Source organism: Streptomyces sp. NPDC000594 (assembly GCF_040299965.1).
GTDB lineage: Bacteria > Actinomycetota > Actinomycetes > Streptomycetales > Streptomycetaceae > Streptomyces.
In genome coordinates, this window is the sequence record NZ_JBEPCY010000007.1 from 127,227 (window position 1) to 152,446 (window position 25,220).

22 protein-coding genes and 1 pseudogene are annotated in these 25,220 nt (G+C 71.1%); 12 read left to right on the forward strand and 11 right to left on the reverse strand.

Annotated features, from left to right (window positions below; translation table 11 throughout):
• Positions 1-253 precede the first annotated feature (253 nt).
• From ABT354_RS13300 to ABT354_RS13310, 3 genes are all read right to left on the reverse strand, one after another.
• Positions 254-967, reverse strand: coding sequence for a DUF6624 domain-containing protein (locus ABT354_RS13300; RefSeq protein ID WP_351492827.1), 714 nt, complete (start codon positions 965-967; stop codon positions 254-256).
• Positions 968-1,735: 768 nt separating this feature from the next.
• Complete coding sequence (locus ABT354_RS13305) at positions 1,736-2,104, reverse strand: hypothetical protein (protein WP_351492829.1); 369 nt, start codon at positions 2,102-2,104, stop codon at positions 1,736-1,738.
• 308 nt (positions 2,105-2,412) lie between these two features.
• Positions 2,413-3,240 (reverse strand): hypothetical protein, encoded by an 828-nt coding sequence (locus ABT354_RS13310; protein ID WP_351492831.1) that lies wholly within the window; start codon positions 3,238-3,240, stop codon positions 2,413-2,415.
• 598 nt (positions 3,241-3,838) lie between these two features.
• Between ABT354_RS13310 and ABT354_RS13315 the strand changes: the two genes are divergently transcribed.
• On the forward strand, positions 3,839-4,792 hold the full coding sequence (locus ABT354_RS13315; RefSeq protein WP_351492833.1) for a DUF6924 domain-containing protein: 954 nt from the start codon (positions 3,839-3,841) through the stop codon (positions 4,790-4,792).
• Positions 4,793-4,975: 183 nt separating this feature from the next.
• Here ABT354_RS13315 and ABT354_RS13320 read toward each other — a convergent pair whose 3' ends face one another.
• Positions 4,976-5,737 carry a hypothetical protein gene (locus ABT354_RS13320; RefSeq protein WP_351492835.1) on the reverse strand — a complete coding sequence of 254 codons (762 nt, stop codon included), beginning with the start codon at positions 5,735-5,737 and terminating at the stop codon, positions 4,976-4,978.
• An 816-nt stretch (positions 5,738-6,553) separates the two neighbouring features.
• Between ABT354_RS13320 and ABT354_RS13325 the strand changes: the two genes are divergently transcribed.
• Positions 6,554-7,357, forward strand: a complete 804-nt coding sequence (locus ABT354_RS13325) for a hypothetical protein (RefSeq protein WP_351492837.1) — start codon at positions 6,554-6,556, stop codon at positions 7,355-7,357.
• 30 nt (positions 7,358-7,387) lie between these two features.
• Positions 7,388-8,164 (forward strand): hypothetical protein, encoded by a 777-nt coding sequence (locus ABT354_RS13330; RefSeq protein WP_351492839.1) that lies wholly within the window; start codon positions 7,388-7,390, stop codon positions 8,162-8,164.
• On the opposite strand, the gene ABT354_RS13335 is transcribed toward ABT354_RS13330, so the two are convergent.
• Together ABT354_RS13335 and ABT354_RS13340 are read right to left on the reverse strand one after the other, a co-directional pair.
• On the reverse strand, positions 8,142-8,591 hold the full coding sequence (locus ABT354_RS13335) for a toxin-antitoxin system YwqK family antitoxin (protein ID WP_351492841.1): 450 nt from the start codon (positions 8,589-8,591) through the stop codon (positions 8,142-8,144). The genes ABT354_RS13330 and ABT354_RS13335 overlap by 23 nt on opposite strands.
• Positions 8,592-8,617: 26 nt before the next feature.
• On the reverse strand, positions 8,618-9,247 hold the full coding sequence (locus tag ABT354_RS13340) for a hypothetical protein (protein ID WP_351492843.1): 630 nt from the start codon (positions 9,245-9,247) through the stop codon (positions 8,618-8,620).
• A gap of 1,181 nt (positions 9,248-10,428) precedes the next feature.
• Here ABT354_RS13340 and ABT354_RS13345 point away from each other — a divergent pair.
• The 3 genes and pseudogenes from ABT354_RS13345 to ABT354_RS13355 all read left to right on the forward strand — a co-directional run bounded on the left by ABT354_RS13345 (position 10,429) and on the right by ABT354_RS13355 (position 14,853).
• Positions 10,429-10,617 (forward strand): helix-turn-helix domain-containing protein, encoded by a 189-nt coding sequence (locus ABT354_RS13345; protein ID WP_351493179.1) that lies wholly within the window; start codon positions 10,429-10,431, stop codon positions 10,615-10,617.
• Positions 10,618-10,701: 84 nt separating this feature from the next.
• Positions 10,702-14,067 (forward strand): annotated as a pseudogene (locus ABT354_RS13350) (nSTAND1 domain-containing NTPase); the annotation flags it as partial.
• A gap of 252 nt (positions 14,068-14,319) precedes the next feature.
• On the forward strand, positions 14,320-14,853 hold the full coding sequence (locus tag ABT354_RS13355; protein WP_351492845.1) for a hypothetical protein: 534 nt from the start codon (positions 14,320-14,322) through the stop codon (positions 14,851-14,853).
• A gap of 204 nt (positions 14,854-15,057) precedes the next feature.
• Here the strand turns inward: ABT354_RS13355 and ABT354_RS13360 are convergent, their stop codons facing one another.
• Entirely contained in the window at positions 15,058-15,606 is a 549-nt protein-coding gene (locus ABT354_RS13360) for a hypothetical protein (RefSeq protein WP_351492847.1), read from the reverse strand.
• Between the two features lie 381 nt (positions 15,607-15,987).
• Between ABT354_RS13360 and ABT354_RS13365 the strand changes: the two genes are divergently transcribed.
• The gene (locus ABT354_RS13365; protein WP_351492849.1) at positions 15,988-16,350 is read left to right on the forward strand and encodes a zinc ribbon domain-containing protein YjdM; all 363 of its coding nucleotides are present in this window, start codon (positions 15,988-15,990) and stop codon (positions 16,348-16,350) included.
• A 119-nt stretch (positions 16,351-16,469) separates the two neighbouring features.
• Entirely contained in the window at positions 16,470-17,213 is a 744-nt protein-coding gene (locus tag ABT354_RS13370) for a hypothetical protein (protein WP_351492851.1), read from the forward strand.
• A 232-nt stretch (positions 17,214-17,445) separates the two neighbouring features.
• Here the strand turns inward: ABT354_RS13370 and ABT354_RS13375 are convergent, their stop codons facing one another.
• Both ABT354_RS13375 and ABT354_RS13380 read right to left on the reverse strand, forming a co-directional pair.
• Positions 17,446-18,396, reverse strand: coding sequence for a terpene synthase family protein (locus tag ABT354_RS13375; protein WP_351492853.1), 951 nt, complete (start codon positions 18,394-18,396; stop codon positions 17,446-17,448).
• 123 nt (positions 18,397-18,519) lie between these two features.
• Positions 18,520-19,158, reverse strand: coding sequence for an HD domain-containing protein (locus ABT354_RS13380; protein WP_351492855.1), 639 nt, complete (start codon positions 19,156-19,158; stop codon positions 18,520-18,522).
• A 139-nt stretch (positions 19,159-19,297) separates the two neighbouring features.
• On the opposite strand from ABT354_RS13380, the gene ABT354_RS13385 reads away from it, so the two are divergent.
• Entirely contained in the window at positions 19,298-20,314 is a 1,017-nt protein-coding gene (locus ABT354_RS13385; RefSeq protein ID WP_351492857.1) for a GlxA family transcriptional regulator, read from the forward strand.
• A 51-nt stretch (positions 20,315-20,365) separates the two neighbouring features.
• Here ABT354_RS13385 and ABT354_RS13390 read toward each other — a convergent pair whose 3' ends face one another.
• Complete coding sequence (locus ABT354_RS13390) at positions 20,366-20,500, reverse strand: hypothetical protein (RefSeq protein ID WP_351492859.1); 135 nt, start codon at positions 20,498-20,500, stop codon at positions 20,366-20,368.
• Between the two features lie 308 nt (positions 20,501-20,808).
• Between ABT354_RS13390 and ABT354_RS13395 the strand changes: the two genes are divergently transcribed.
• Entirely contained in the window at positions 20,809-21,903 is a 1,095-nt protein-coding gene (locus ABT354_RS13395) for an endonuclease/exonuclease/phosphatase family protein (protein WP_351492861.1), read from the forward strand.
• A 116-nt stretch (positions 21,904-22,019) separates the two neighbouring features.
• On the opposite strand, the gene ABT354_RS13400 is transcribed toward ABT354_RS13395, so the two are convergent.
• A complete protein-coding gene (locus ABT354_RS13400) occupies positions 22,020-22,466 on the reverse strand; it encodes a MarR family winged helix-turn-helix transcriptional regulator (RefSeq protein WP_351492863.1) in 447 nt (148 codons plus the stop codon).
• A gap of 174 nt (positions 22,467-22,640) precedes the next feature.
• Between ABT354_RS13400 and gap the strand changes: the two genes are divergently transcribed.
• Positions 22,641-23,645 (forward strand): type I glyceraldehyde-3-phosphate dehydrogenase, encoded by a 1,005-nt coding sequence (gene gap / locus ABT354_RS13405; RefSeq protein ID WP_351492865.1) that lies wholly within the window; start codon positions 22,641-22,643, stop codon positions 23,643-23,645.
• Between the two features lie 293 nt (positions 23,646-23,938).
• On the forward strand, positions 23,939-25,135 hold the full coding sequence (penM, locus tag ABT354_RS13410) for a pentalenolactone synthase (protein ID WP_351492868.1): 1,197 nt from the start codon (positions 23,939-23,941) through the stop codon (positions 25,133-25,135).
• The last annotated feature ends 85 nt before the right edge of the window (positions 25,136-25,220 follow it).

Below are 25,220 nucleotides of genomic sequence, written 5' to 3' on the forward strand. Positions count from 1 at the left end.
AGCCACCGCGGCGCGCCGGGCCCGCTTGCGTTCACCGAGCCGGTCTTCCAGCGGCCCATGGCGGACGCGGTGGGCTGAACTCCGTACGCACGCGGGCGTCGGCTCCGTCTCCGGCTGCCTGCCCCAGGTACGCGTGGCGTCCGCCCCGGTTCCCGGCCGTCCGTCCTGCCCGTCCCCCACGCGACTCCCCCGGCCCGCGTACGGCGGGCGCAGCGGGAGGGCCGGATCACGGGGATGCGGCGAACGACCGGATCTACTCGCCGAGCGGTTCGAACCCCCACACCGCCCGGCGCGCGTCAGCACCCGGAGGGTCGATCATCGGGAACGGCAGCAGGGTCCCGTCCTCCTGCTGGGCGAGCTGGGTCCCGAAGACCTGGGGTTCGCCACGGTGAACGCGGACGCGGTCCTCCAGCAGCGCGCCGTGCCGGACATCGGCGTCCCCGTCGGTGACCGCCCGGGCCAGCAGATCGAGGCACTCCTCCTGGAACCCGGGCGAGTGGTCCGCGTGTTGGGCCAGGATCCACGCTGCGCCCGCTGCCGCCTTGCCGACGAGGGCGTGCCCGGGCCAGCCGTGCTCGGCGATCACACCCCGCAGCCAGGCGGTGTTCGCCGCGTCCACCGCCCGCCACCGTTCGTAGAAGCCCTCCGTCCGGTCGGCCTCCGGGGTGAGCCGGACCGATTGGTCCTGTTCCTGACGCTCCAGGAGCTCCTCGCGCAGGGAGGCGTTCTCCAGCGGTGGATCCGGCAGTCTCACGGCATGCTGTACGGCGAGGAACATGCACCCCAGGGCGAAGCGGAGGTGCTCCGGTATACGGGAGGCCTCCAGCTCGCCCGTGGACAGCCAGCGGCCGTCGCACTCACCGCGTCCGGTCCGGGCGAAAGGCCGGTCCACGAGGCCGACATGGACAGCCTCCAGGCAGGAGCGCCCCGCCGGTGAGGTCCTGGCCGCGAACACCCTGCTGGTCACCTCCCCTACCTCGGTACGGGGAACGGCGCTGTCCCAGGGCACCACCGGCCGTGGCAGCAGACGGACGTGGTGACCGTGGGCTTCGGCTGCCCGCACCGCTGCTCCGGCCGGTGTCTCCCCGTCTCCGCACGGTGCGCTGGGGGCGCACCAGTCTTCCAGGGGGCCTCCCGGGTGCCAGGTTCGCCACTCTTGGCCCCAGCGGGTGAACAGCAGGATCGTGGACAGCGGCCGGGCTGGAGTGCTCATGACTCCGATGCTGCCAAGCCGGCGTGTACCGGGGCGTGGTTTCCCCGAAGGCAGCTCCATCGGGCGACTGAATCCGGTCACCCGAGCGTGGACTCCCGGTGTTCCGCGGTTCGGTCTCCGATGTCGGCACAGCAGGGCGGTTCGTGGGGTCAGGCCCATGCTGACGGGTTACCCGGCCCGACTCCCGGGTTCTCGCGGGCCGGCCGGTCAGGGCTCCGCTCCTGGACTGCCGCACCACCCTCGACCCCGAGCCTTGGCGCAGCGCGGGCTGGGCCGTTCGGACGCCCCGCCGAGGGCGCCGTGGGCGTTCAAGGCGGTGATATCGCAGTACCCCAGGCCCTGTTGCCCGGCTGCCGGTCGGCACGCGGGGTCTTGTCGAGATCAGGCGTGCGCCGACCGGGCTGCTCAATTCTCCGCTCTCGGGGCGTCCTTTGACGGAGAAGAAGGGATGAAACACGGTCGGGTGGCTGGTGGGCGGCGCTCGGACACGCTGCGCGATGTGTCAGCCGGCGGGGCGGGGGGTCATACGGTGAGGGCCGGATCCAGCATGAGATGGTGCGTGCCCCCAGCGTGCGTGCACAGGGCCCGCCAGGCCTCGGCGTTGTCGATCTGGAGGTATTCTCCCAGGTCGTCGACCTCGTCCTCGCACCGCGGAGACAACTGATGTGTCTGCCCTGCGGGATCGGTCCAGGTACCCGCCGGATGGAGACGGACGCTGTCACCGTCGGCGGGTACGTACAGAGCGACGGACCGGGCGGGCGGGTGCGCCTCGCGCACACGGTGCGCGATCAGCGCGCAGGCGTAGCGGCTGATGACACAGGTGAGGATGCTCATGTCGGCCGGAGTCGCTGTGCCCCACTCGGCCATGGCCTGGTTTTTCGCTTCTTCCACCCGCGGTCGGATCCGCCAGGTCCACCGGGCGGAAGTGGAGGCCCTGGCGGCGGTAGTCGATGCCCTGCGAGCGCAGGTCGGCGTAGACGGTGTCCCGGCTGACGCCGGCCGTGCGGGCGAGTTCCGCGATGTTCCGCGCACCCTCGGCCCAGGCGGCGGCGACCAGGCGGGGCCTGGAGCGGGCCTGGTGGAGCACCCATTCCTGGAGCGCCCGGATGGCCGGGCGCTGCGGATTCTTGTCCATACCCCCACCCCATGTCGAGTTACTCGACATGTCAAAAAACTCGACACCTCGACACAAGGTGGAGTCACGTTCCGGTGGCGGGGGTCCGCTTCGCTGCGGGGAGCCCCTCGGGGGTGAGGACGTCACCGGCGGGGGGATGGAACGCTCCGACCGGCTTGCCGTAGGCGGTGAAGACGGCGCGGAAGGGAGACCGGTTGCCGGTCATCTCGAACGCGTACAGCTCCGGCTTCCCTTCGGTGACGCTGAGCCCGATGGTTCCCATCTCGGTGCTGGTGGTGAAGGCGAGGAGCCGGCGCCCGTTCTCTGTCACCCGTTCCGGTACGGGGGTGTCCATCGCCTCGTCCGACGGCTTGGGGATGTTCTCCCGGAAGTCGCACATCCAGGTGATCGACTTGACGGAGGGCGCCGACGGGACGCCTTTGACCCAGCGGTCCGCGAACCGGTCCACGTCCGCCTCGATACTCCTGGGACTGCGTCCGCTGAGGGCTCCGGCTCTGATCTGCGCCTCGTCCATCGCCAGGTAGACAGCCCTGTCGGGTGTCCTCATCACGCGGACGGTGCCCTTCCCGGCATAGACGAGCTCGGCCCGGCACTCGCCGTCCCGGCCGGTGCGCACCTTCGCGCGCATCCGCTGCCCGTTGTGGCGGGCGGTCAGGCCGATGGTGACCGAGGATGCCTGGTGGAAGGCGTTGAGCGCGGGGGCGACGGTGGTGCCCCAGGCGCTCTTGCTGGATCGTTCAGGGTTCCTGTCCGAGGTCGCCGCAGGCTTGCGGGACTCCTCCGGCGAGGACGGGGCCTCGTCCTTGCCGGCGCCGCAGCCGGACACGCCGACGGCCAGGACGACGAGTGCGGATATGAGAGCGCGGGGCGCTCGGGACGTGGTGACCGGCACAGGGACCCTCCGGGGTTCGGACAACAGCGATCGGGCATCAGCCCGCGGGACGGCCTGCCACGGCGGCGGCAGCATCACCGGGACGGGCCGGTGATGATCTTCACACTCCGCACCGGGGGGGGTGACCGTGCGGGCCCGGGATATCGGGGCATGGGGCGACCGGCGCCGGGGGGAAGCGGCGGTGCCCGGGGCGTCGCGCAGCTCGCCCCTTTCCGCATCGGCAGGGCTCCCTGCGCCCGTTCCCTCGGAAGTCGCGCGGGAGTGTCCGGACGGCCTGGCGGACCATCCTCAAGGGGCCGTGGCGCTGGACTCCGCCGCTTCGTTCGTGTTGTGGCCGGCATCTCGAAGCCGGCACGGCCCTGGACAGGCCCGGGCGGCTTCAGCTGCGGTGCGAGGCGGGGCGGATCGCCGTGGAGAGGCGTCATGCGCTTTCTTCCGGCCTCGGAACACATCCCTTGGGTGCGGGCCCCGCGTGATGCACTGGTTCCGGGCGGTCCCGGCCACCGCGGTACCGGTGGTCGACGGCCGGCCTGTCCGGATCGGCCCGCGGTTTCCGGTCTCCCGCCTCTGTGTCCGCCCCCTGTCCTGGAGGAGTGTCATGTCCTTTCCCGCGTCTCCCCTTCCCGGGTTTCCCCGTACGGGCCCGGGTGAAGTGCTGCTGGTGTGCGCGCATTTCGGGCACGGCAGCCCTGTGTGGGGCGGTCTGCTCGACCGGATCGGCGGCCACCGGGCAGGCGGCGTACTCGACCTGGAGGGGAGCGGTGTACGCCTGCGCATGGTGGAGGACGCCCGGTGGGACCGCCTCCGCGGTGGCAGCGCTCCGGCACTCGTACCCGGCGGCCCCGTGCGGCCGGTCCTCGTCCTGGCGGATGCCCCGGCATCGTATGAGTGGGGCGCGCCGCTGGTCGTGGATCTGGCGGGGATGCCGGGGCGTGGTGTGCGGGTGGCGCCGGAGCGGCTGGGCGGGGTGCTGGCGGGTGTGCTGGGCGGGTGGCTCGGCTTCGGTGAGCTGGTGCGGGGTATGGACCGGTGCGGAAGGTACCCGGGGGAAGGTGACCGCCCGGCCTGCTCCGCCGGGGTTGTTGCGGTCCGGTCCGGTTTCCCTCTGCTGCCGTCCACCGGTTCCGCCCTGCTGGTCCGTACCTGTTTCGCCGACGAGCCGGGCTGGCACGCTCTGCTGGAGGACCTGGGCGGGACCGACGGTGAGGGGTGGATCGGCACGGACCGGGATCCCGGCGACATCGACACGGACCACTATCCGCTGGAGGCGCTGGTGGTGGACGACCTGGCCTACCGGGATCTTGTGCCGGGCCAGGTTCCCGCGCTCGTCGCGCCGTCCGCGCGACCTTCCCTGGTCGCTCTCGCCACCGCCCGGACCTTCTCCGAGCCCGGTCGGCCGCTGACCGCGGTCGACCTCGACAGCGCGCCGGGACGCTGTGCTGTTCTTCCCAGCCGTCTTGTCGGGTCGATGGCGTGCAACCTGGAGATGTCCAACATGGACTTCCACGATTTCGTCGTCGCCGAGGGCGTCACACCCTGGTGGGAGCCGTAACCGGCAGGTATCCCGTCGGAAGCGGCCGGGCTGTGGCGCCCAAGGGCACCCGGGTTGGGCCGCCCGGCGCCGGTGAAGGCGGCCTCATGACGGGCGGTGCTCCCGGCCCGCGATCGATCGTCCTGCGATCCGGCTGCGAGCGGTGCTGTTCATGGTGCGGGCCGGGGATGGGACCGGTGGTGTTCAGGCCCGGTCGGACGGCGCGGTGAGAACGTCCCCGGCGGGTGGGTGGAACGCTCCGACCGGCTTGTCGTCCTGGGAGAAGACCGCGGTGAACGGAGTGTCACCGCCGGTCACCCGGAGCTTGTGCACCGCGGGTTTTCCGATGGTGATGTGGATCTCCTTCGTGATGCCCCTGGCACGGGCGGCAAGGGCCAGGAACCGCCGTCCGTTCTCGGTGACCGTTGTGGGTACCGGGATCTGTGTCACGTCCACCGACGCCTGGGGTATCTGGGTGCGCAGGCCACACATCCAGGCGGCCATCTTGACCACGGGCGCCGAAGGTACGGCCTTGACCCAGCGGCCCGCGAACATCTTGACCTCGGCCTCCGTCTCCTCAGGGCTTCGGTGGCCCCGGGCGCCGCCCCTGATGTGGGCCTCGTCCATCATCATGTACACGGTGTCGTCACCAGTCCTCATCAGCCGGAGGGTGCCGCGCCCGTCGAAGGTGACCTCGGCCCGGCACTCGCTGTCCGGGCCGGTCCGCACCGTGGCACGCATCGGCGTTCTGCCGTAGCGCACGGTCAGGCCGACCGTGACCGACGGGGCGGCGTGAAAGGCGCCCAGCGCCGGGACGGCCGTGGCCGTCCACGACCCCCGGCCGCCATCCGCGCCCCGGCCCCGTTCCATTTCCACGGTGTCGATGGCACAGCCGCCCGTACCGAGAGCCAGGACGACAAGGAGGACCAGGGCGCTCCGGGATCCGCGGGGCACGATCACAGACACGGGCACACTCCATGGTCCAGGCGGGAACTGCTGGGCCGGCAGCACCTCATGGCCACGATAGGGCGTCACAGTGTGCGGGAGGAAAGCAATGCGCGCACCGGCGCGCCCGGTTGAGGCCGGCGCCCGGAACAGGCACGGCCCGGGCGCCGTTTGCCCGGCGGGACGGCCAGAGCTCCTCCGCCGCCTGGCCGGAGGGCTTCACCCGCTGCTCGGCGGCGGGGCGGCCGATCCGGGGGCAGCGGGGGCTATCGCGGTCCGCTGCCCTCCTCCCCCGGGAGGCCAGCGCCGCGGCGTTCCGGCGGAGTCCGCGGACGCGCTTCCGGTGGATCGCTTCTGAGCGGACCGGAGGCTCAAGACTGCGCCGCCTCTGGTGCTCCCGCTCTCTGTCCGGCTGCCGCACGCGTTGCGCTCGCCACCGGGAGCGGCCTGAGCGGCGGGCGAGCCGGGTGTAGTGGGTGTGGCGGAGAACGCCGGGGTGGACGGGTGGGGTCAGGCGGTGGGGGGTGGGGGTGGGGCATGGGGGGCCGGCGGGTGTTTCGCCGTCCGGTTGGTAGGGGTGCCAGAGGTGGTCGTGTCCGTAGCGGAGGTGGAGGTGGTTGCCGCAGGTGATGCGGTTGCCGTCCATGCTGACGGTCTGGGGGTGGCCCGCCGAGGTGAGGGCGGGGATGATCTCGGCGAGGGCGGAGGCCAGGGTGGTGCCGGGGGGGGTGAAGGGTTCGGTGCGGGTGCGGTTACCGGCGTGGCCGGCGTACTCCCAGGCGGCGGCCTGCTGGGTGAACTGCTGGTGGGGTGGCTTGAGCCGGAGGGAGGAGCGAAGTGATCGCGAGTACGGTGGTCGGACGCTGGTGCTGGGGCGAGTTCGATGCCCCGGGTGGCGATGTGGAGCGTTGTCTGTGGGCGCTACGGGTCGCGCACGCGGTCCTGGTGCGGCATGGTCTGTCCACCGGGGAGTGCACCGCCCGTCTGTCGGTCGCCGAGTGGGGCAAGCCCAAGAGCCTCCTTTACCAAGGTGATGTGCGCCTGGACACAGGCGTGGGCGGCGATGCCGGCGTCGGGGCACTGGCCGGGGCGGTGATATCCGGCATCCGCCCCGGGCGGATCGGGTCGGCGGACGCCCTGGTCCGCTGTACGGGTGCGGTCACCGGCACCGGCGGTCTCGTTCCTGTCCCCGGTCCGTTCCTGCTGGGCGTCTCGGCCCTCGCGGACTTCACCACCGTGGACCTGGAGACGTACTCCGACACCTGCATGACCCACAACCTGCGCGGAAACCCCCAGCCCGCGGCGTACGCCGCGAACGCGCCCCGGCTGACGGGCGCCCTGCGCGGCATTCAGGAGGCGCTGGGCTGGGAGACACCCGTGCGGCGGGGTGAGGATGCGCTGGGCTGGCTGTGGGCCGCCGACCGGGAGGGCGCGGCGGGCTTCGTCCCGGCGGATGTGGACGACGACAACACGTACCGGGCGGCACGGATGTGGCCGGCGCGGCTGCGGGACGCGCACGACCGCGGACTCACGCCGTCGCGGGCGCTGCGCGAGCTCGCGGGGCTCCCGGCGGCCGCCGTGGTTCCGGTGACCGGACTGGCCGGGCTCCGCGATAGCGTCGATGCCACCGGGAACCGCTGATCCGGCGCTCACGGAGGAAGGCTGTGCCATATGGGAGAGGGAACCGCGTACGCGGTGCTGGGACAACTGCGGGCCGTGGACTGGGGCGACGACGCCGCGGCCTTCGCGCACGCCAACTCGCGTGCTCTGCTCATGCGCGAGTTCCTGCGCCGGACCGCGCTGTGGGCCCGCGCCCAGGGCGCCGAGGAGGCGTGGCCGTTCTTCGACGTCTGCGACCGCATCGCCCTGGACCTCAGCCTGTCCGACCGTCTTGCCGCCGAGGCCGAGAGCACCCTCGCGGATCTGGCGCCCCAGTCCTTGCGGCTGGCCTGCCGCGCCGCGCTGCGGTGGGCGGTCCTCCGCGACACCGGCGCCCCCGTGCCCGGCGGGCTTCCCGATCCGTACGAGCCGCTGCTGCTCCTGGTCGGGCGGGGCGGGGGCTGGTTCCTTCAGGAGTTCCTCGACCTGACCGGCGTGATGATCCGCCTCGGCACCGTGGAGAGCAACGCAGCCGCCACGCCGTTCACGACCCTGGACCGGGCGACCCTTGACGCCCTGGACGCCGAGGGCGAGATCACCTACTACGCGAAGACCGACGCAGACAAGCCTCGTTCGAGTCCGCGCGGGATCGTCCGGCGCCGGGTGGACGACGAGGACCGGACCTGGGACGAGGCCTTCACCCGTAACCTCCGCTGGGAGCCCACCGAGTACCTGCGACGGCACGAACTCGGCCACAACGACACGGAACCTGAACGGATCGGCGAGGTCGAGGCCGCCGCGTTCATCGAGTCGGTCACCCGGCGGCTCACGGCGGAGGCGGCGGGCTGAACTCCGTACGCGCGCGGGCACCGGCGCCGTCCCCGGGTACCTGTTCCGGGTGCGGGTGGCGTCCGCTCCGGTTCCGCACCGGCCGCCCCTGTTCGTCCCACGCGCGGCTCTCCAGGAGGGACCAGCCGTCGTCGGAGAACCACTGCTCGGAGGCGAGCACGCCGTTCTCGTGCCAGGCCCGCCACAGCCCCACCGCCCGGCCGCCCACACACACGCCCTCGGACTCCGGCCGCCCGTTGTAGTGCCATGCACGGCTGGAGCCGTGCACCCGGCCCTGTACGTACTCGTCGAGACTGACGAAATCATCGCCGGAGTACTCCGCCACCTCCCCGGTGAACGGCTCGCCCCGGTACGTCAGCCGTGATCCGTCGGCCCACATGTCGACATCCGGGCCGTCGATATCGATCCTCAGCGGCTTGCCTGCCACTGCCACATCTCCTTCACGGTCGCGGTTCACCAGGGGAGACCGATGACGCCCCAGCCACGACGGTACGCCTCGTCGGTGACAGCACCCCACTCCGTCACCAGCCTGCTGAACCCGGTGGCGTCGGTGATCCAGCCGTTGTCCCGCGGTCCATGGAGCCGGTACGGCTCGTGAACCCGAGCCAGCACCGACCGGGCCTGCTGCCAGGTGTGTGCGAGCCGGGCGGTGGTGTCGGGGTCGCGGGCGATGAGAAGGTCGCGCCGCTCCGCCCCTTCGGGCGCGGGAAACATGCCGGAGTCGACGTGCTCCAGGTCCTGGTGCGGGTCGGGGCCCCACCAGATCAGCCCGCCGAGGAAGTCGTCCAACAGCCCGCGGGGGCCGGCGGGGACGGCCTCGCGCACGTGGTCCCAGGCGTGGGCCGTCCAGAAGTGCGCCTTGTAGGAGCCGAGGGTCCCGTGGAACTCGTACCGTCCCAGCCAGGACCGGTACGGCTCGGTGGGCCGGACCCATCCCCCGTCCAGCGGGTCCCGGTCCCCGTCAGGGCCTTCGGGGTCCTTGTCCGGGTACACCGCCTCCCGAAGGCTGTCCAGCCGGTCGTCCGCCGCGATCCCTTCCAGGTGTGCCCAGTCGACGACCAGGACGGTGAGGTCCATACCCATGGGAAGGGAGAGTAGTTCGCCGGTTCCGCCGAGGGCCGGCTGGGGTGCTTGCGATGCGTAACGGTCCCGCCGCCGCCAGGTGCCCGGACCAGTGCCTCCCCGGCTTCCACGATCCCAGCCCTCGCCCTGGGTCGCCGAGGGCCGCCCCCCTGGTCCTGATCGGGGACTCCGACCCGGGCACGTCCCATCTGCTGATCGGGATGGGCACCGCTTTCGCCGAGGCCGGGATGCCGGCCTCTACGGCACCACCTCCGCGCTGGTCAACGGGCTCGCGGAGGCGAGGCGGGCCGTCGGCTGTCGGCCCTGACCGCCCACCGCAGCAAGCTCTGCGGGCTCCGCCCGGATGAATTGACTACCTGAACCTGGACAAGAAGGGCGCGAAGCCGCTGCTCCAGATCTTCACCGACCGCGAGGAGCGCAAGGCCACCACGGTCGCGCCGTTCACCGAGTGGGACGAGATATACGCCGATCCAGGCTCTGGCGGCCATCACCGACCCCGCTACCTCTTCCCCGCTGCACCCTCCCCCAGATCGGCGCGGAGTCGTACGGCCACCAGACCACCGAGGCCGAACTCGCGAACCCGTCGCGACACACGGTCCGGCCCACTTCCGCTCCATGCCTGTCAGACAGATGCGGGAGGAGGGACCAGATCAGCATCCGGGTCGTCACCCGCGACGGTGAGACCGGCCCGCATGTGCACGAGGGCGGCTGGAGCCGCCGGCTCACCATCGGATGAGCGAGCGCTCCTTGGCGTAGTCGCCCCGGCTCTGCGGTGGGGCTGCTCAGCAGCAGGTCATCGCCGAACCACTCGGCTCCCGGCGTCTGGTGGCGGCCCTCCACCGGAAGGGCCGTCACCCGGTGTTCGTGTGCCCGGACCGGGCGAGTGCCGGAAGTGGTGTCGCCCTTCCGCTCCGGCGGCCATGCCGGCAAGGCCGCGAACGCCCGTGAGTGATCGGGTTGCCGGCGCCCGGCGAGTACCTCTGGCCGATCGGCCAGCACGCCGTCGACCGTGACCGGGCGTGGCACGTGCGGCCGGGCACCGGATCACGCCCGGGGCGTGCCGGTTTCGGGCTTGTACACGTCTTCGGCAGGTTCTTAGCCTCGGCCGGGTACCGGCTTCATCGGAAGGAGTGGGCACATTGGGGCGTCGTGAGGGGCCTGTCGACCCTGCGGCCGGTCCGGTGCAGCGGTTCGCTCATGATCTGCGCCTGCTGCGTCAGGAGGGCGGTGGCCTCACCTACCGGGCCATGGCCCGCGAGGTCGCGTACTCGGCGGTCACGCTCTCGCGGGCAGCGTCCGGGAAACAGTTGCCCTCACTGGAGGTCGCCCTGGCCTACGTTCAGGCATGTGGCGGCGACGTAGGGGGGTGAGAGCGGCGCTGGCACGAGACCGCGGACGCGCTCACGGTACAGGCGCCCGCGGACGACGGCGCGACCAATTCTCCGTATCAGGGGCTCGCCCGCTTCGAGCCGGGTGACCACGACCGCTTCTTCGGGCGGGACAGACTCGTCACGGTGGCGGCCGGACTCACCCGCGGCAACCGGTTCACAGCGCTCTTCGGACCGTCCGGGAGCGGCAAGTCGTCCCTGCTGCGCGCCGGCCTCGTCCCCGCCCTCCGCGAGAACGGGCAGGGTCTGGCCGCGATCCGCATCCTCACCCCGGGCGGCCACCCTCTGCGGACCCACGTGGCGGCGCTGGTCCCGAAGCAGAGCGGGCCCGGCGGGAGCCCCCGGGGAGACACCCTGCTGGTGGTCGACCAGTTCGAGGAAGTCTTCACCCTCTGCACCGACCCCACCGAGCGCGCTGCATTCATCGACCGGCTCCTCGCCGCACGGGACCCCGGCAGCGGACTGCGCGTGATCATCGCCGTCCGCGCCGACTTCTCCAGCCGCTGCGCCGAGCACCGCGGTCTCGCGGACGCGCTGACCGATGCGGCGCTGCTGGTCGGGCCTATGACGCCGGCCGAACTCCGCGAGACCGTCGTCGGCCCCGCGCGGGCGGCCGGGCTGATCGTGGAACGGGAGGTGACCGCCCGGCTGATCAGCGAGGTGGAGGGCGAACCGGGCGGACTGCCGCTGCTGTCCCACGCCCTGCGGGAGACCTGGCGCCGCCGCCGCGGTCGCACCCTGACCCTGGCCGCCTACGAAGCCGCGGGCGGCACCCACGGAGCCATCGCCCGCACCGCCGAGGACGTCTTCGCCACCCTCTCGGACGAACGACAGCGACTGGCCCGGCTTGTTCTCCTGCGGCTCATCACCCCCGGCGACGGCACCCCCGACACCCGCCGACCCATCACCCGCTCCGAACTCGACTTCGGCGACCCGGCCGAGACCACCCTCGTGGTGGAACGACTCGCCCGCGCCCGGCTCCTCACCCTGGACGACGACACCGTCGACCTGGCCCACGAAGCCCTCATCACCGCCTGGCCCCGCCTCAACACATGGATCGAAGAGGACCGCGAACGGCTACGGACCCACCGCCGCCTGACCGAGGCCGCCCAGACCTGGCACGACCTGGGCCGCGACCCGGGCGCGCTCTACCGAGGCGTACGACTGACCCTGGCCCGGGAGTCGTTCACGGATGCCTCTGACCTCACCGACGGCGAGCGCGCCTTCCTGACGGCCGGGGTCGAAGCACGGCAACGAGAGGAACGAGCAGCGCGGCGGGCCGTCCGCAGACTCCGGAGCCTGACAGGCCTGCTCGCCGTGCTGCTGGTGATCGCCCTACTCGCGGGCACCGCTGCCTGGCAGCAGAGCCGGGTCACCGAGAAGCGCCGCGCCGAGTCCGAGGCCCGCCGGATCGCCGCCGTCGCCGCCACCCTGCGCACCACCGACCCACGCGTCGCGCTACGCCTGGGGGTGGCGGCCCACCGCATCGCCGATCTGCCGGAGACCCGCGCTGCCGTGCGGGCCGGAGCTGGACAGAGCGACCACGACCTCTTCACCGCCACGCTCGACCAGTGGCCCGTCAAGCACTGGCTGAGCGCCGACGGAACGACCCTGGCCGTCGCGGTGAAGGATCGGCTGATGCGCTGGGACATCGCTTCCCACCGGCGCATCGCGGACGACCGGGTCCCCGGAATCCATGAGCCGGTCTTCGCTCTCGCGCCCGATACCCGCTCCGTCGCCCTCCCGGACGGAGACGATCTGATGGTGCGCCGTGTTTCCGGCGGGCGGGAAGTACGCATCCCTGAGGGCGCCCACCGTATCGTCGGGATTTTCTTCAGCCCTGACGGGAGGCTCCTCACCGCCGCCTCCCAAGGAGGCCGGCTCCAGGTGCGCGACGCGCATACGGGAAAGCTGCTGTTCACCACCTGGGGCGCCTTCATCGGCAAACACGCTCCGTACGCCGTCACGGGCGACAACCGGCTGGTGGCCTGGTGCACCCGGGGTCGGGAAAACCTCCTGAGGGTTCACGATCTGACCGGCCGGGCCGTCCACGCGCCACCCCGGGACCTGGCGCGGTCAGCCTGTACGAGGAATGAGATCACCTTCACCCCGGACGGCCGGGCCGTCGCCGTACCGATGCCGGACGGCGTGCGCACCTGGGACCTGAAGGCCGGCCGTGAACGCCCCCGCGTCCCGGCCCGGGACGCCGTGAACCTCGCGTTCAGCACGTCCGGCCGCTGGCTGGCCGCGCACACCGGTGACACCGTGCGGATCTGGCAGACCCGTCGCCCCGGGCGCCCGGTGTACACCAGCCCGCCGGTCAGCCGCACGGCTGGTGACATCCGCGTCGATGAACACGCAGGGGTGATCCGCTACGGGGAAGGCACGACAGGGACGATCGTGCGCACTCTCTTCCTCGGCGGGGCGCTGGAGAGCAGGCCCCTTCGGCCCCGGGCCAGGGAGACCCGTCTCAGCCCGGACGGCCGCCTCGCGGTCGCCTCTGAGAACGGGCGCCTGATACTGCGCGACGCCCGGAGCGGGGCACTCATGCACCGACTCCCCGGTCGTGTGTGTACGGGGTGCCGCCCGGCACTGGCCTTCTCGCCACACGGCGACGCCCTCGCTTACACCACCAGTCAGATGGAGGAAGGCCTGCGTGTGGTGAGTACGGCCACCGGCCGTACCCTCTGGACGGCGAGGCTTCCCTTCCCGCAGAGCTTTGTCGTCGGTCCCGGCGGGACCTTCGTCACCGTCTCCTCCATCGGCACAGTGATCGGCAATGACGACCGCATGCGTCTGACGGCGTGGCGGACCACCCGACACGGCAGCCGTCAGCTGTTCGCCGCCGACATCGACATCACCGCCCACAACAGTTTCCTGGCGCCCGACCTGCGGACCGTACTGACCGGCGACGGCCGATACCATCCGCTGGCCGCAGGCCGCGCCCGGCCGGCGACCCCGGGGGAAGGAGGTCTGATCAGCGCGGCCTTCAGCCCCGACGGCCGGTATCTGGCGGTCGGGGACAACTCCGGACGGGTCACCCTCTGGGGCCGCGGAACCGCGGAACGTCTCGCCGTGCTCACTCACGAACAGGAGAACAGCCGCCCCGACAACCTGATCGACCGGCCGGCTCTCGCGTTCTCCGCCGACAGCAGTCAGATAGCCGTCGGCCTCAAGGAAGGCTCGGTACACGTCTGGGAAACAGCCGCGCCCCGACTGGACGGCGCCATCGTGGCCAAGGCACCCGGCCCCATACGAGATCTCGCCATCGTGGGCGGCGAGGTACGGGTTGCGACGGCGGACACATCGTCACTTTCGTACGATGTGAGCCTCCCTGCTCTCGTCCGGGCGACCTGTACCCGCTCCGGTGGGCTGACCAGGCAGGAATGGGCCGTGCACATGCCCGGGCTGTCCTACCGGAAGACCTGCTGACCACACACCCGACAGTCGAGACCTCCGCAGACGGTTACCGCCGCTGAGCGGAGCGGGGAACCCGACGATCGGCGCCGTGGCCGGTTAATCGCGCCGAGATGATCTTGTTCCGGGCGGGCCCCTGCCGCAGAATCATGTTCCCGTCAGACAGGGGAACCACCCTGAAGCATATTCCGTATGGGGTATTTTGTTATGCTCGCAACCAAAGTCGCATCCGTATTGATCGCGCCACGTCCCGCGATCCGCGCGGCCATGACACGCCGCACCATGAGGGTGGGCGTCCTCGCGGCGGTCGTACTGCCGCTCTCCCTCGCCTGTTCACCCGCCGAGCCGCGCCAGAGCGACAAGGCTTCCCCGGCGGCCAAGCCCGCGGCATCGTCGGCCGCCCCCGCCCGTACCGTACACACCGGTCCCCTTCGGAGCCCTGAGCTCGACGGATCGGCGACCCTGGCCGGCCGCCAGAACGAGATACGGGGAGGCGCCACCTTCGAGTTCGACAAGGGCCGGAAAGGGCATGCCCTGATCGTCACGGCGCGATGCCAGGGCAAGGGGGCGCTCAGGATCACGGTCGAGCCACTGGATTCACAGTTCACGCTGAAATGCCTCGACGGTGAGGTGTCGAGCATGCACAACGAGCTCACCCTCGGCGGAGCGGAGAAGGCGGGCATCATCTCCGTCCGGGCTCCGTCGTCCGTGCGCTGGTCCATGGCCGTCGGCCGGGACGTGCCGGCGGTGCCGGAGGGCCCCGGCGGTTCGGAGACCACCGGAACATCCGGAGCGCGGTAGCCGCCCGGCGCCGGGCCGCTCCTCGGATCCGAGGGCTTTCTCGTCCTTCCCTCCACCAGCGGCACCGGGAGCGATCTCGTCGCCGCCGTCCGGTTCCCACGGCGTCCACCGCTGTCCCGGACCATCGCGGACCGCCGCACTCAGCCCGGACCGGAGCATGCGGGGCAGCCCGGAAGACCATGAAGCTCCGGCGGGTGGGGCGGCTCAGGGCCGCTGGGCGTTGCGGATGCGCTGGGTCTGGAGGGTGATGAGGGCGGTGGGGAACGCGTCCTTGTCGTGACCATAGGTCGCGATGACATTGCCGGTCCGGACGATGGTCACGATCGACGAGGTGGTCATGGTCTCACCGGTTCCGCCGTCGTCCGGGTTGAGCGGGAAGGTGACCGACCGCTTGTACTGGACGGCTTCGTCCCCTGCCGCAGGGGCCTTCTGGCTCTCGATGGAGCCGGTGTAGTCGCCGGCCCAGCTCTCGCCGCGATAGGTGCCGCAGGAGCGCAGTGCCGTCTTGAGCCGGGCGAAGCGCCGCTCGGTCTCACCCCCGTCGAAGGAGGTGAGCCTGATGGTGGAGGAGTGGATGGACTTCTTCCAGTTGATGGTCTGGTGGATGATGTCGGTGGCGTCGAGGCCCCAGTTGGTCCGATTGACGGTCCGGCAGTCCGGGTCCGACTCAGGCCGGAAAGAGGGGAGGTCGGACGGGTCTTCCCCGAAGGGGGTCTCATCGACGGGGATGTCTCCCGGGCGGGCGCCGGGCACCTCACCTTCCCGGAGCGCCAGGGTGGATAGCTCTGCGGTGGAGAACGCCGGCCGGGGCTTCGCCGCCGGTGCCGATGGCCGGGCGGACTGGGGGTCCGTGCCGTCCGCGGCCGTACATCCCACCGCCGCTCCCATGGCAACCAGCCCGGCCAGAACCCGTATGGATGAGCGGACCGGAGACAGCACGCCTGTGCCCATCAGCAGAATCCCTTGAACGTCGCGGGGGTGAGGGATGAGCGTATGCGGACCCGCTCCGGGTCGCCACGGCCTTTCGGCAGTGATCCGACCGTACGGCTCAGCCTTGATAGAAGGGGTGGCCCTTCGACCGACCCCGCTGCCCGGACCCGGGGATCCCGCCCGGGGTCGGGCTATTCTGGACGCATGATCGAGAACCTTCCCCCTTGCCCGAAATGCTCATGTGAGTACACCTATGAGATGAACGCCCTCGTGGTGTGCCCGGAGTGCGGACACGAGTGGGTTCCGGCGGCGGACGGTGGCGCGGAGGGGGACGGCGGCGCCGGAGAGCGCGTCGTCAAGGACGCGGTCGGCAATGTGCTGAACGACGGGGACACCGTGACCGTCGTCAAGGCGCTCAAGGTCAAGGGCAGCCCCTCGGGAATCAAGGCCGGCACGAAGGTCCGTAACATTCGCCTGATCGACGGGGTGGACGGCCATGACATCGACTGCCGGATCGAAGGATTCGGCGCCATGCAGCTCAAGTCCAGCGTGGTCAAGAAGGCCTGACCGCCCGCCCCGAAGACCATCTCCCGGAGGCCTCGCTCCGGGGCGGCCGCACCACCCCGCCGGCGCCACCTGCCGGCCCCCTCCCAGGCCCTGACCGGGCGCTTTGGCAGACTGTACGGATGGATGACGACAGCTATCGTCCGGTGCACCGGGACCCCGCCCCCGCGTTCTACGGCCGGCTGCGGGTGATGCGGACCGCCGATCTCGCCCCCGCCCGCTGGCTCGCCGAGCACGGCCCGACCGGGGAGGACTTCGGGACGGTGGCCGGCGTCGCCGTCCCCGGCCACCCCGCCTACGCGCGGATCCTGCACCCCGCGTCCCTGGACGAGCGCCCGGTGCGCTGGTCGGCCGTGGCCGCCGCGTACGGCCGTACGGTGGCGCCCACCACCCGCTGGCACGAGGTCATCGGCGCGGAGGAGTTCCACCGGAACTCCTCCGACCACGGCCTGCCCGGCGTCTGGGACGAGCATCCGTGGGAGGGCCCGACCCCTCAGGCCATCGCGGAGGTCCTGATTCCGCTCCTGACCCGTCACACCCGTACCCCCGACGACTGCTGGTTCGGCCTGTGGGAGGGCTACGGGTGGCTCGACTTCGACGGCGTCCCCACCTTCGAGACCCCCCATCGGGACCGGGTACTGCTCTCCGGGCCCCTCGCCGAGGTCACCTCGCCCGCCACCGGGAACGACGACATCTGGGTCGAACTGCCCGACCTGTGGTGGCCGCAGGACCGCGCCTGGTGCGTGGGCGGCGATGTCGACCTGACCGGCACCTATGTCGGCGGCTCCCCGGAACTCATCGCCGAAGTGCTCGCCGCTCCCGGACTGGAGGCCCATCCGGTCTCCCCCGGCGACCCGGTGAACTGACCGGGAAAGGAGCCCGGCCGCGACGAAGGGGCACTCCGGTTATTCTGTGCCGTCGCATTGTCCTTGTCGTGCTGCCGTTTGACGCTGTGCGGTGGAAGGAGCGGGCCGTCCGCCCCTTCCCTCGCGGCGAAAGGGAGATCGGTACACCGCCACCCGGAACCCGGACGCCGGAGTGATCATCTCCGGCCCGACCGGCAACCGTCTCTCTCCAACGACCTCCGGGACAGCGGCCTCAGCGGCGGGGTGTCCGGTGGTATCGGCCGGTCGACAGCGACCAGGTCAGGTTGCCGCGCATCCAGGACTCCAGGCCGTCCAGGTAGCGTTCCAGTTCGGCTCCCGCCGGGACCCGGGGGCGGAGTGCGCGGTAGGCGGCGACTTCGGCGTCGTGCATCCTGGCGGCGAGATCGATCGCCTCCTGGACCGTGCCGCGGTCGCGGCGGAGCAGGAGTGTCGGCAGGTTGACCGGGTGATGACTGCGGATGCTCTCCTTCTCGTAGGAGTGGATGTCATTGGCCCAGCAGACGACGTTGACGGCCTTGGTGGTCAGCCTCTTCACCTCCGGGCGCGCCAACTCGGCGGCGGGAAGTTCGAATCGGCCGACGACGTCGATCAGTGCCAGGCAGGTCGGTACCGCGCCGCTGTGAACACGCATGGCCGTGTACTCCTCGACGGTCGGCCACACCGCGTCCGCCCTGTTGGCGGCCTCCCAGACCTGGGCGAACCCATAGCCCAGCACCGAGGTGACGAACCGGTCGACCTGCACCTGGCCGGCAACCGCCTCCAGTCGTCGCCGCAGACTCCGCAGTGCGGTGGTGAAGGCGTCCTCCTCGTCCACCCGCGTCCCGGGGTCCTGAAGGATCCGCAGGAAGGACACCAGACTCCTGGCCATCGGACCGGGCCGGGCCCCTGCCTCGGCCTCCTCCGAGCGGATGTCGTCGAAGGCGAACAGCCACATCTGCCAGTCGGAGTGAAGCTGCACCAGCTCGGTGTCGGCGCGCGGTGTCGTACGGGAGGCCTGCCAGCCGATCCTCGACCGGCCGAAGCGGGCGCGGACGGCGGGATCGGTGATGAGGGCGAATGCGTCGAGCCACCTCAGGGAGGCGCGGTCGATCTCGTCGGCGTCGGGATGGACCTGGTCGGGAAAGGGACAGTGCAGCGATGGGATCCTCAGCTCCGGTTCCATGATGTCCTCCCTCGGGGCACCCGCGGCTGATCCGCGCTCAGCGGGTGCCGGCCCTTTCGGTCGTCGCTCTGGCGGGTCGCCGCGGGGTGGCCCGCGCGACCCGGCCGGGGTGGCCCGCCCCCCTCACTCCGGCCAGTCGGACTCCTTGATGACCTCGACGAAGTCGCCGCGTACGAAGCCGGGCACGAAGTGCGCCAGCACATCCGCCTTGACATTGCCGAAGGTGGTGTCCGGGCGGTCCTGGACGCCCTGGGTGAAGGCGGCGAGTATCCGGTTCTTGAAGTCCGGGCGCGGATGAGCCGCCACGACGGCGGCCCGCTGCTCATCCGACACGGCGGTGTAGCCGATACCGAGGACGTCCAGCTCCACTCCCCTCGTGACCAGGGCGATCTCCGGCGCCATGTGCAGCGGGACCTCCGGGGTGGTGTGCAGGGCGACGGCGCTCCAGACCCGGTCGGCCGTCTCGCCCGTGATGCCGTGGGCGTGCAGGAACCGGCGGGCCTCGTCCGCGCCGTCGATCTCGAAGCGCCGGCCGGTGCGGCGGTAGCGCTCGGTGAGCCCGAGGTCGTGGAACATCGCGCCCACGTAGAGGAGTTCCGGGTCGAAGTCGAGCCGCTGCTCGCGCCCGCGCAGCGCACCCCAGAGGAACACCCGGCGCGAGTGGTGGAACAGCAGTGGCTCGACCGCCTCCCGTACCAGCTCGGTCGCTTCGCGCGCCAGGGCACTGTCCGGGATCCGCACCCCCGCGATCGTCTCGCTCATGACTCCTCCGTGTCTGTTCACTGGAATGGCTCTTCCACCGCCGAATCGGTGATGGGCGATGGGTGATGTGCCTTCACTGTCCTGCGGCGGCATACGCTGGTGCCATGTCCTCGCAGCCAGAAGACCCACAGATCCGGACATGAGGCCGGGGTCGCGGCGGGTCGCCTTCATCGTCTTCGACGGTGTGACGATGCTCGACGTCAGCGGCCCCTGCGAGGTGCTGCACCAGGCGGGCCGGCTCGCCCCGCCCTATGAGCTCGTACTCGTCTCGCCGGACGGCGGCCCGGTGACCACCTCCGCCGGACTCGCGCTGACCGGCACCGTGCCGGCGGCGGAAGCCGGGGGCTCGCACACCCTCATCATCGCCGGGGGCGACCGGCTCGCCCAGCAGCCGATCGAGCACGGGCTGCTCGACGCGACCCGTGCCCTCGCCGAGCGGGCCGAACGGGTCGCGTCCGTCTGCACCGGCGCTTTCGTCCTCGCCGAGCTGGGCCTGCTCGACGAACGCCGCGCGACCACCCACTGGCGCCATGCCGAGGCGCTCGCCCGCCGCTACCCCCGGACGCGCGTCGAGCCCGACGCCATCCACATCCGCGACGGACGCTATGTCACCTCGGCGGGCATCAGCGCCGGAATCGATCTCGCCCTCGCCCTGGTGGAGGAGGACCACGGCCCGGACGTCGCCCGGGCCGTCGCCCGCGAGCTGGTGGTCTTCATGCAACGGCCCGGCGGGCAATCGCAGTTCTCCACCGCCCTCGCCACCCCGCCGGCCCGCGGCGACCTGCTGCGCTCACTGATCGCCGATGTCCTCGCCGACCCCGGAACCGACCACAGCCTGCCCGCGATGGCCGCGCGCGCCGCTGTCAGCCCCCGCCATCTGAGCCGGCTCTTCCGGGCCGAACTCGGCACCACACCCGCCCGCTGGCTCGAACGCGTCCGCCTCCACCGTGCGCAACAGCTCCTCCTCGACGGACACAGCGTCACCTCGGCGGCCCGCATCAGCGGCCTGGGCAGCGACGAGACCCTCCGCCGCGCCTTCGCCCGCCACCTGGGCATCACCCCGTCCGCGTACCGCACCCGCTTCGGCACGACCGGTCCTCCGGGCGGACCCCGGAACCACGATCGGCCGGACCCGGACCCCGGCCTCCTCGACTGACCACTCCCGGTTCTGCCGGGGATACGGTTCCGGTGGCCGGGGTGGGGAAGGTCAGGCCGCCCGGTCCTGGTCCAGGGCGAGGTGGAACAGGTGGGCCCAGAACGCGGCGGCCGGGCTGAGCGGGCACGGGTGCCGGGGGTGCCAGGTGCCCTCACGCAGCCGGGCAGGCCGGAAGTACCTCGGCACGGAGGCGATGGACGGCGCAGGTGTGGGGCGCGGCCACCGCAGCGATCGGATCGTCGAGGCCGGTCACCGCGGCGGCCGGCGGGACCGCCACGCGGGAAGGGCGCCTGAGCAGCAGGTTTCCGGTCAGGAGCCCTTCATCGCTCGGTGAGGCCCCGAGGCGCCCCCTCATGGCGCGAGCGCTATTGATCATTCAACATCTGGCGTTGCGCCTGGGTTCATGCCTCATACACGAGACGCCTCAACACTGTGTCCCGGCCCGTGCCGAACCGTGACCGGGCCATGGATGCGGGTCATACTGGAGGTCACTGATGGTCAAGCGTCGCGAGCTGCTCGGAATGGTCGGCGCAACCGTCGGAGCGGGAGTGCTGGCGATGGGCACGGCCGAGGCCGCCCCGCAGGGCGGGCGGAGGCACCGCGGGCCCTCGCGCCGGACGCTCAAGGTCATGCAGTTCAATATCTGGCTCGGCGGCAGCCGGGTGCCGGGCGGACGGGCGGGTATCGCCGATACCATCGCCGCGGTCGAGCCGGACGTGGTGATGCTCAGCGAGTCGAACCCGGAGCGGGTGGCCCATCTCCTGGCCGATCTCGCCGAGCGCGGGCTGACCTACTTCGACAACAGGAACCCGGTCGATCCCGCGGTGATCTCGCGCTACCCGATCATCGAGCACGCGTCGTTCCCGTCCTGGTCCAAGGCGGTCGTCTCGGTCGACGGCACCGAGGTCGCGGCCTACTCCGGGCACTTGGAGTACCGCTACTACGTCAATTATCTGCCGCGCGGCTACGGCGGCGGCACGCCGGCGCCCCTGGAGACCTCCGAGTACGGCTGGGGCGAGATCCCGACCGGTCCGATCACCGATGTCGGCCTGATCACCCGGCTCAACGCGGCCTCGGGACGCACCAAGGTGACGAGGACGGTGCTCGCGGATGCCGCGAAGGAGCGGGCCAAGGGCCGGCTGACCCTGCTGGCCGGTGACTTCAACGAGCCCTCCCACCGGGACTGGAACCACCGGACCCGGAACCTCTTCGACCACAACGGCGCCGTGGTCCGGTGGTCGACCACGAAGGCGATCGAGGACGCGGGTTTCCGCGACAGCTATCGCGTGATCCACCCGGACCCCGTCCGCAGGCCGGGCTTCACCTGGCCGAGCGACAACCCGGGCGCCGACGTCGGTCAGCTCACCTGGGCCCCGAAGGCCGACGAGCGGGACCGGATCGACTTCGTCTTCTACCACCCGGACCGGCGCATCCGGCTGCTCGACAGCGTGATCGTCGGGCCGTCCAGCAGCATTGTGCGCAACAAGCGGGTCGAGGAGTCGGGCCGGGACAGGTTCTGGGAGCCCACCTGGACCTGGCCGACCGACCACAAGGCCGTCCTCAGCACCTTCCGGGTGACCACACGCTGAGCCGGGTCCGCGCCCGGTCGGACCCGCCTCGCGCAGGAGGCAGGAGGCCGTCGACCCCGCCCGGCGGTGGGCCGCTGCCCACGGCCGGGCGGGCCCGGAGCGGTCCGGACGAGCATCTACGTACGGGGAATGGACGGGTCCTGCCCGGCTTCGGCCCCCAGCTCCGCCAGACGGGTCAGGGCGGGCAGCGCCGCGGCAATCGCCCGGCGTTCGGCGGGGGTCAGCCGGGCGATCAACGGGATCAGGTGCCGGACCCGGTCCTCGTGCCGGGCCTGGCCGATCTCCCGGCCGCTGTCGGTGATGTGGACGAGGACGGCCCGTCCGTCCGCCGGGTCGGGGCGGCGTTCCACCAGACCGTCGCGTTCGAGCCGAGTGACCAGCTGCGTGAGGCCCGGCTGGCTGATCTGCTCGGTTCTGGCGAGTGCGGTCAACCGCTTCGGAACACCGAGGGCCAGGGTGTCCAGCACGGACAGCGTCGTGAACGACAGCTTCTGCACCGCGGGCAACCGGATGTAGTAGCGATTGAAGTTCTCGATCGTTCTGGTGAGGTCACCGACATCCAAGTCGGCTTTCTTAGCGGCACGTTGAGTAGGATCCACCCTGGAAATGTATCGCAGACTTATATAAGCTCATGATCGATCGCGTTCCGTGCGCCTCGTCCAGGCGCACGGTGCGCATGCACCTCGGCGCAACGGCGCGTCATTGGATCTGTAGAGCGCTAGGTGAGGAACCCACCCATGACTGTGCGAATCGGCATCAATGGCTTCGGGCGCATCGGTCGCAACGTCTTCCGCGCGGCGGCCGCACGGACTTCGGATCTGGAGATCGTCGCCGTCAACGACCTCGGCGACGTCCCGACGATGGCCCACCTTCTCGCCTACGACTCGATCCTGGGGCGTTTCCCCGAGGAGATCACCGCCGAGCCGGGCGCGATCCGGGTGGGCGACCGGACGATCAAGGTCCTCGCCGAGCGCGATCCCGGCGCCCTGCCCTGGGGAGACCTGGGGGTGGACATCGTGATCGAGTCCACCGGCGTCTTCACCGCCGCGGCGAAGGCGCGCTCACACGTCGACGGCGGAGCGAAGAAGGTCATCATCGCCGCGCCGGCCAGCGGTGAGGACATCACGGTGGTGATGGGCGTCAACGACGGCGACTACGACCCCGAGCGCCACACCATCGTCTCCAACGCCTCCTGCACCACCAACTGTCTCGCCGTCCTCGCCAAGGTGCTGCACGACGCCGTCGGCATCGACACCGGCATGATGACCACGGTCCACGCCTACACACAGGACCAGAACCTCCTGGACGCCCCGCACAAGGACCTGCGCCGGGCACGGGCCGCGGGCGTGAACATCGTGCCCACCTCCAGCGGTGCCGCCAAGGCCATCGGCCTCGTCCTGCCGGAGCTGGACGGCCGGCTGGACGCCTTCGCCCTGCGGGTGCCCGTCCCCACGGGCTCGGTCACCGACCTCACGGTCACCACCCTCCGGGGCACCACGGTGGACGAGGTGAACAGCGCGTACGCGGCGGCGGCCGCAGGACCGTACAAGGGCTTGCTGTCCGCCGTGGACGCGCCGCTGGTCAGCTCCGACATCGTGGGCGACCCGGCCTCCTGTGTCTTCGACGCCGGACTCACCCGGGTCTCCGGCTCGCAGGTCAAGGTCGTCGGCTGGTACGACAACGAGTGGGGCTACTCGAACCGCCTCATCGATCTGGCGCTGCTCGTCGGGTCGTCTCTGTAGCCTCCCGCCGACCAGGCCGGACCGGACTCGACCAGGCCAGACCCGACCGGACTCGACGCGACCGGACCGGACTCGACCGGGCTCCGTACGACCCGCACGACCCGCACAACTCGTACGTCTGCACGACTCGCACGTCCGCACCACCCGTACACGAGCAACGGCCGTGCCCCGAAGCGGCGGCCGCTGCTCCGGCGCGACCGTGAACCGGCGCACCGCACCCGACGCGGCCGATGGCGTCGGTGTGCCCGGACGTCCGACGACTCCCCCCACACGACGCCACGAGAGCAGGCCCCATGAAGGAACTTCCGGGATTACCCTTCGACAATCCGGACGTGATCGGCATCGCGCCCCGGATGCTCGCCCTCCAGCAGGACGGGCCGATCTCCAGGGTACGGATCGCCGGTGAGGACGCCTGGCTGGTCACCCACTACGACAAGGTACGAGCACTCCTCGCCGACCGCCGGCTCGGTCTCAGCAACCCCTTCCCGGAGCAGTCGGCGAAGAGCACCGCCAGGAGCACCATGATGGCGCTGATGGCCGGGGACGACCACCGGACCGAAGCCACCGACCATCCGCAGTTGCGCGAACTGCTCGTGCCCCGGTTCTCCACCCGCCGGATGCGCCTGATGAAGACCCGGATCGAGCGGCATGTGGACGAGCTGCTCGACCAGTTGGCCGCCGGCCCCCGGCCCGCCGACCTGCACAGCGCGCTGGCGTTCCCGCTGCCCACCATGACGGTCTGCGATCTGCTCGGCGTGCCGCTCGCCGACCGGGAGCGGTTCGGGCAGTGGGCGAGGGGCACCTTCGACCAGAGCGACGGTCAGCACTCGGCGAACACCTTTCAGCAGGTCGTCGACTACATGACGGAACTGGTGGCGCGCAAGCGGATCGAGCCGGGCGACGACATCCTCTCCGAGCTGATCGCCGAAAAGGACGGCACGCTGTCCGACGCGTACATCGCCCAGCTGGGCAACGCCGTGCTGTTGTTCGGCTACGAGACCACCATTGTCCGTATCGACCTGGGCACCCTGCTGCTGCTGCGCAATCCGGCCCAGCGTGCCCTGCTGGCCGAGAATCCCCGCCTCGCGCCGGCCGCGGTCGAGGAGATCCTGCGCCTGGGCGTCGGCGGCAAGGGTTCCAACGCGCTGATACCCCGCTACGCGCACCGCGACATCACCGTCGGCGAGACCGTGATCCGGACCGGGGACGCGGTGATGCTGGCCATCGGCGCGGCCAACTACGACCACCGGGCGTTCCCCGAGGGCGATCTGTTCGATCTGGCCCGGGAGAAGCCCAAGTCGCACCTGGCCTTCGGACACGGCACCCGGCACTGCATCGGCCGCGTACTGGCCCGGATCGAGCTGACGGCGGTGTTCGAGCGGCTGTTCAGCAGGCTGCCCCAGCTGCGGCTCGCGGTGCCCGAGGAGTCACTGCGCTGGCAGGAACACCGGATCACCGGCGGGTTCGACGAGATCCCCGTCACCTTCTGAGTGGCATGGCACGAGCGACAGACACAACCGTCCACCGTTCAGGGTGACAGGCGGCACGCAGCGCACGACCGAAGCCGTCGGCCTG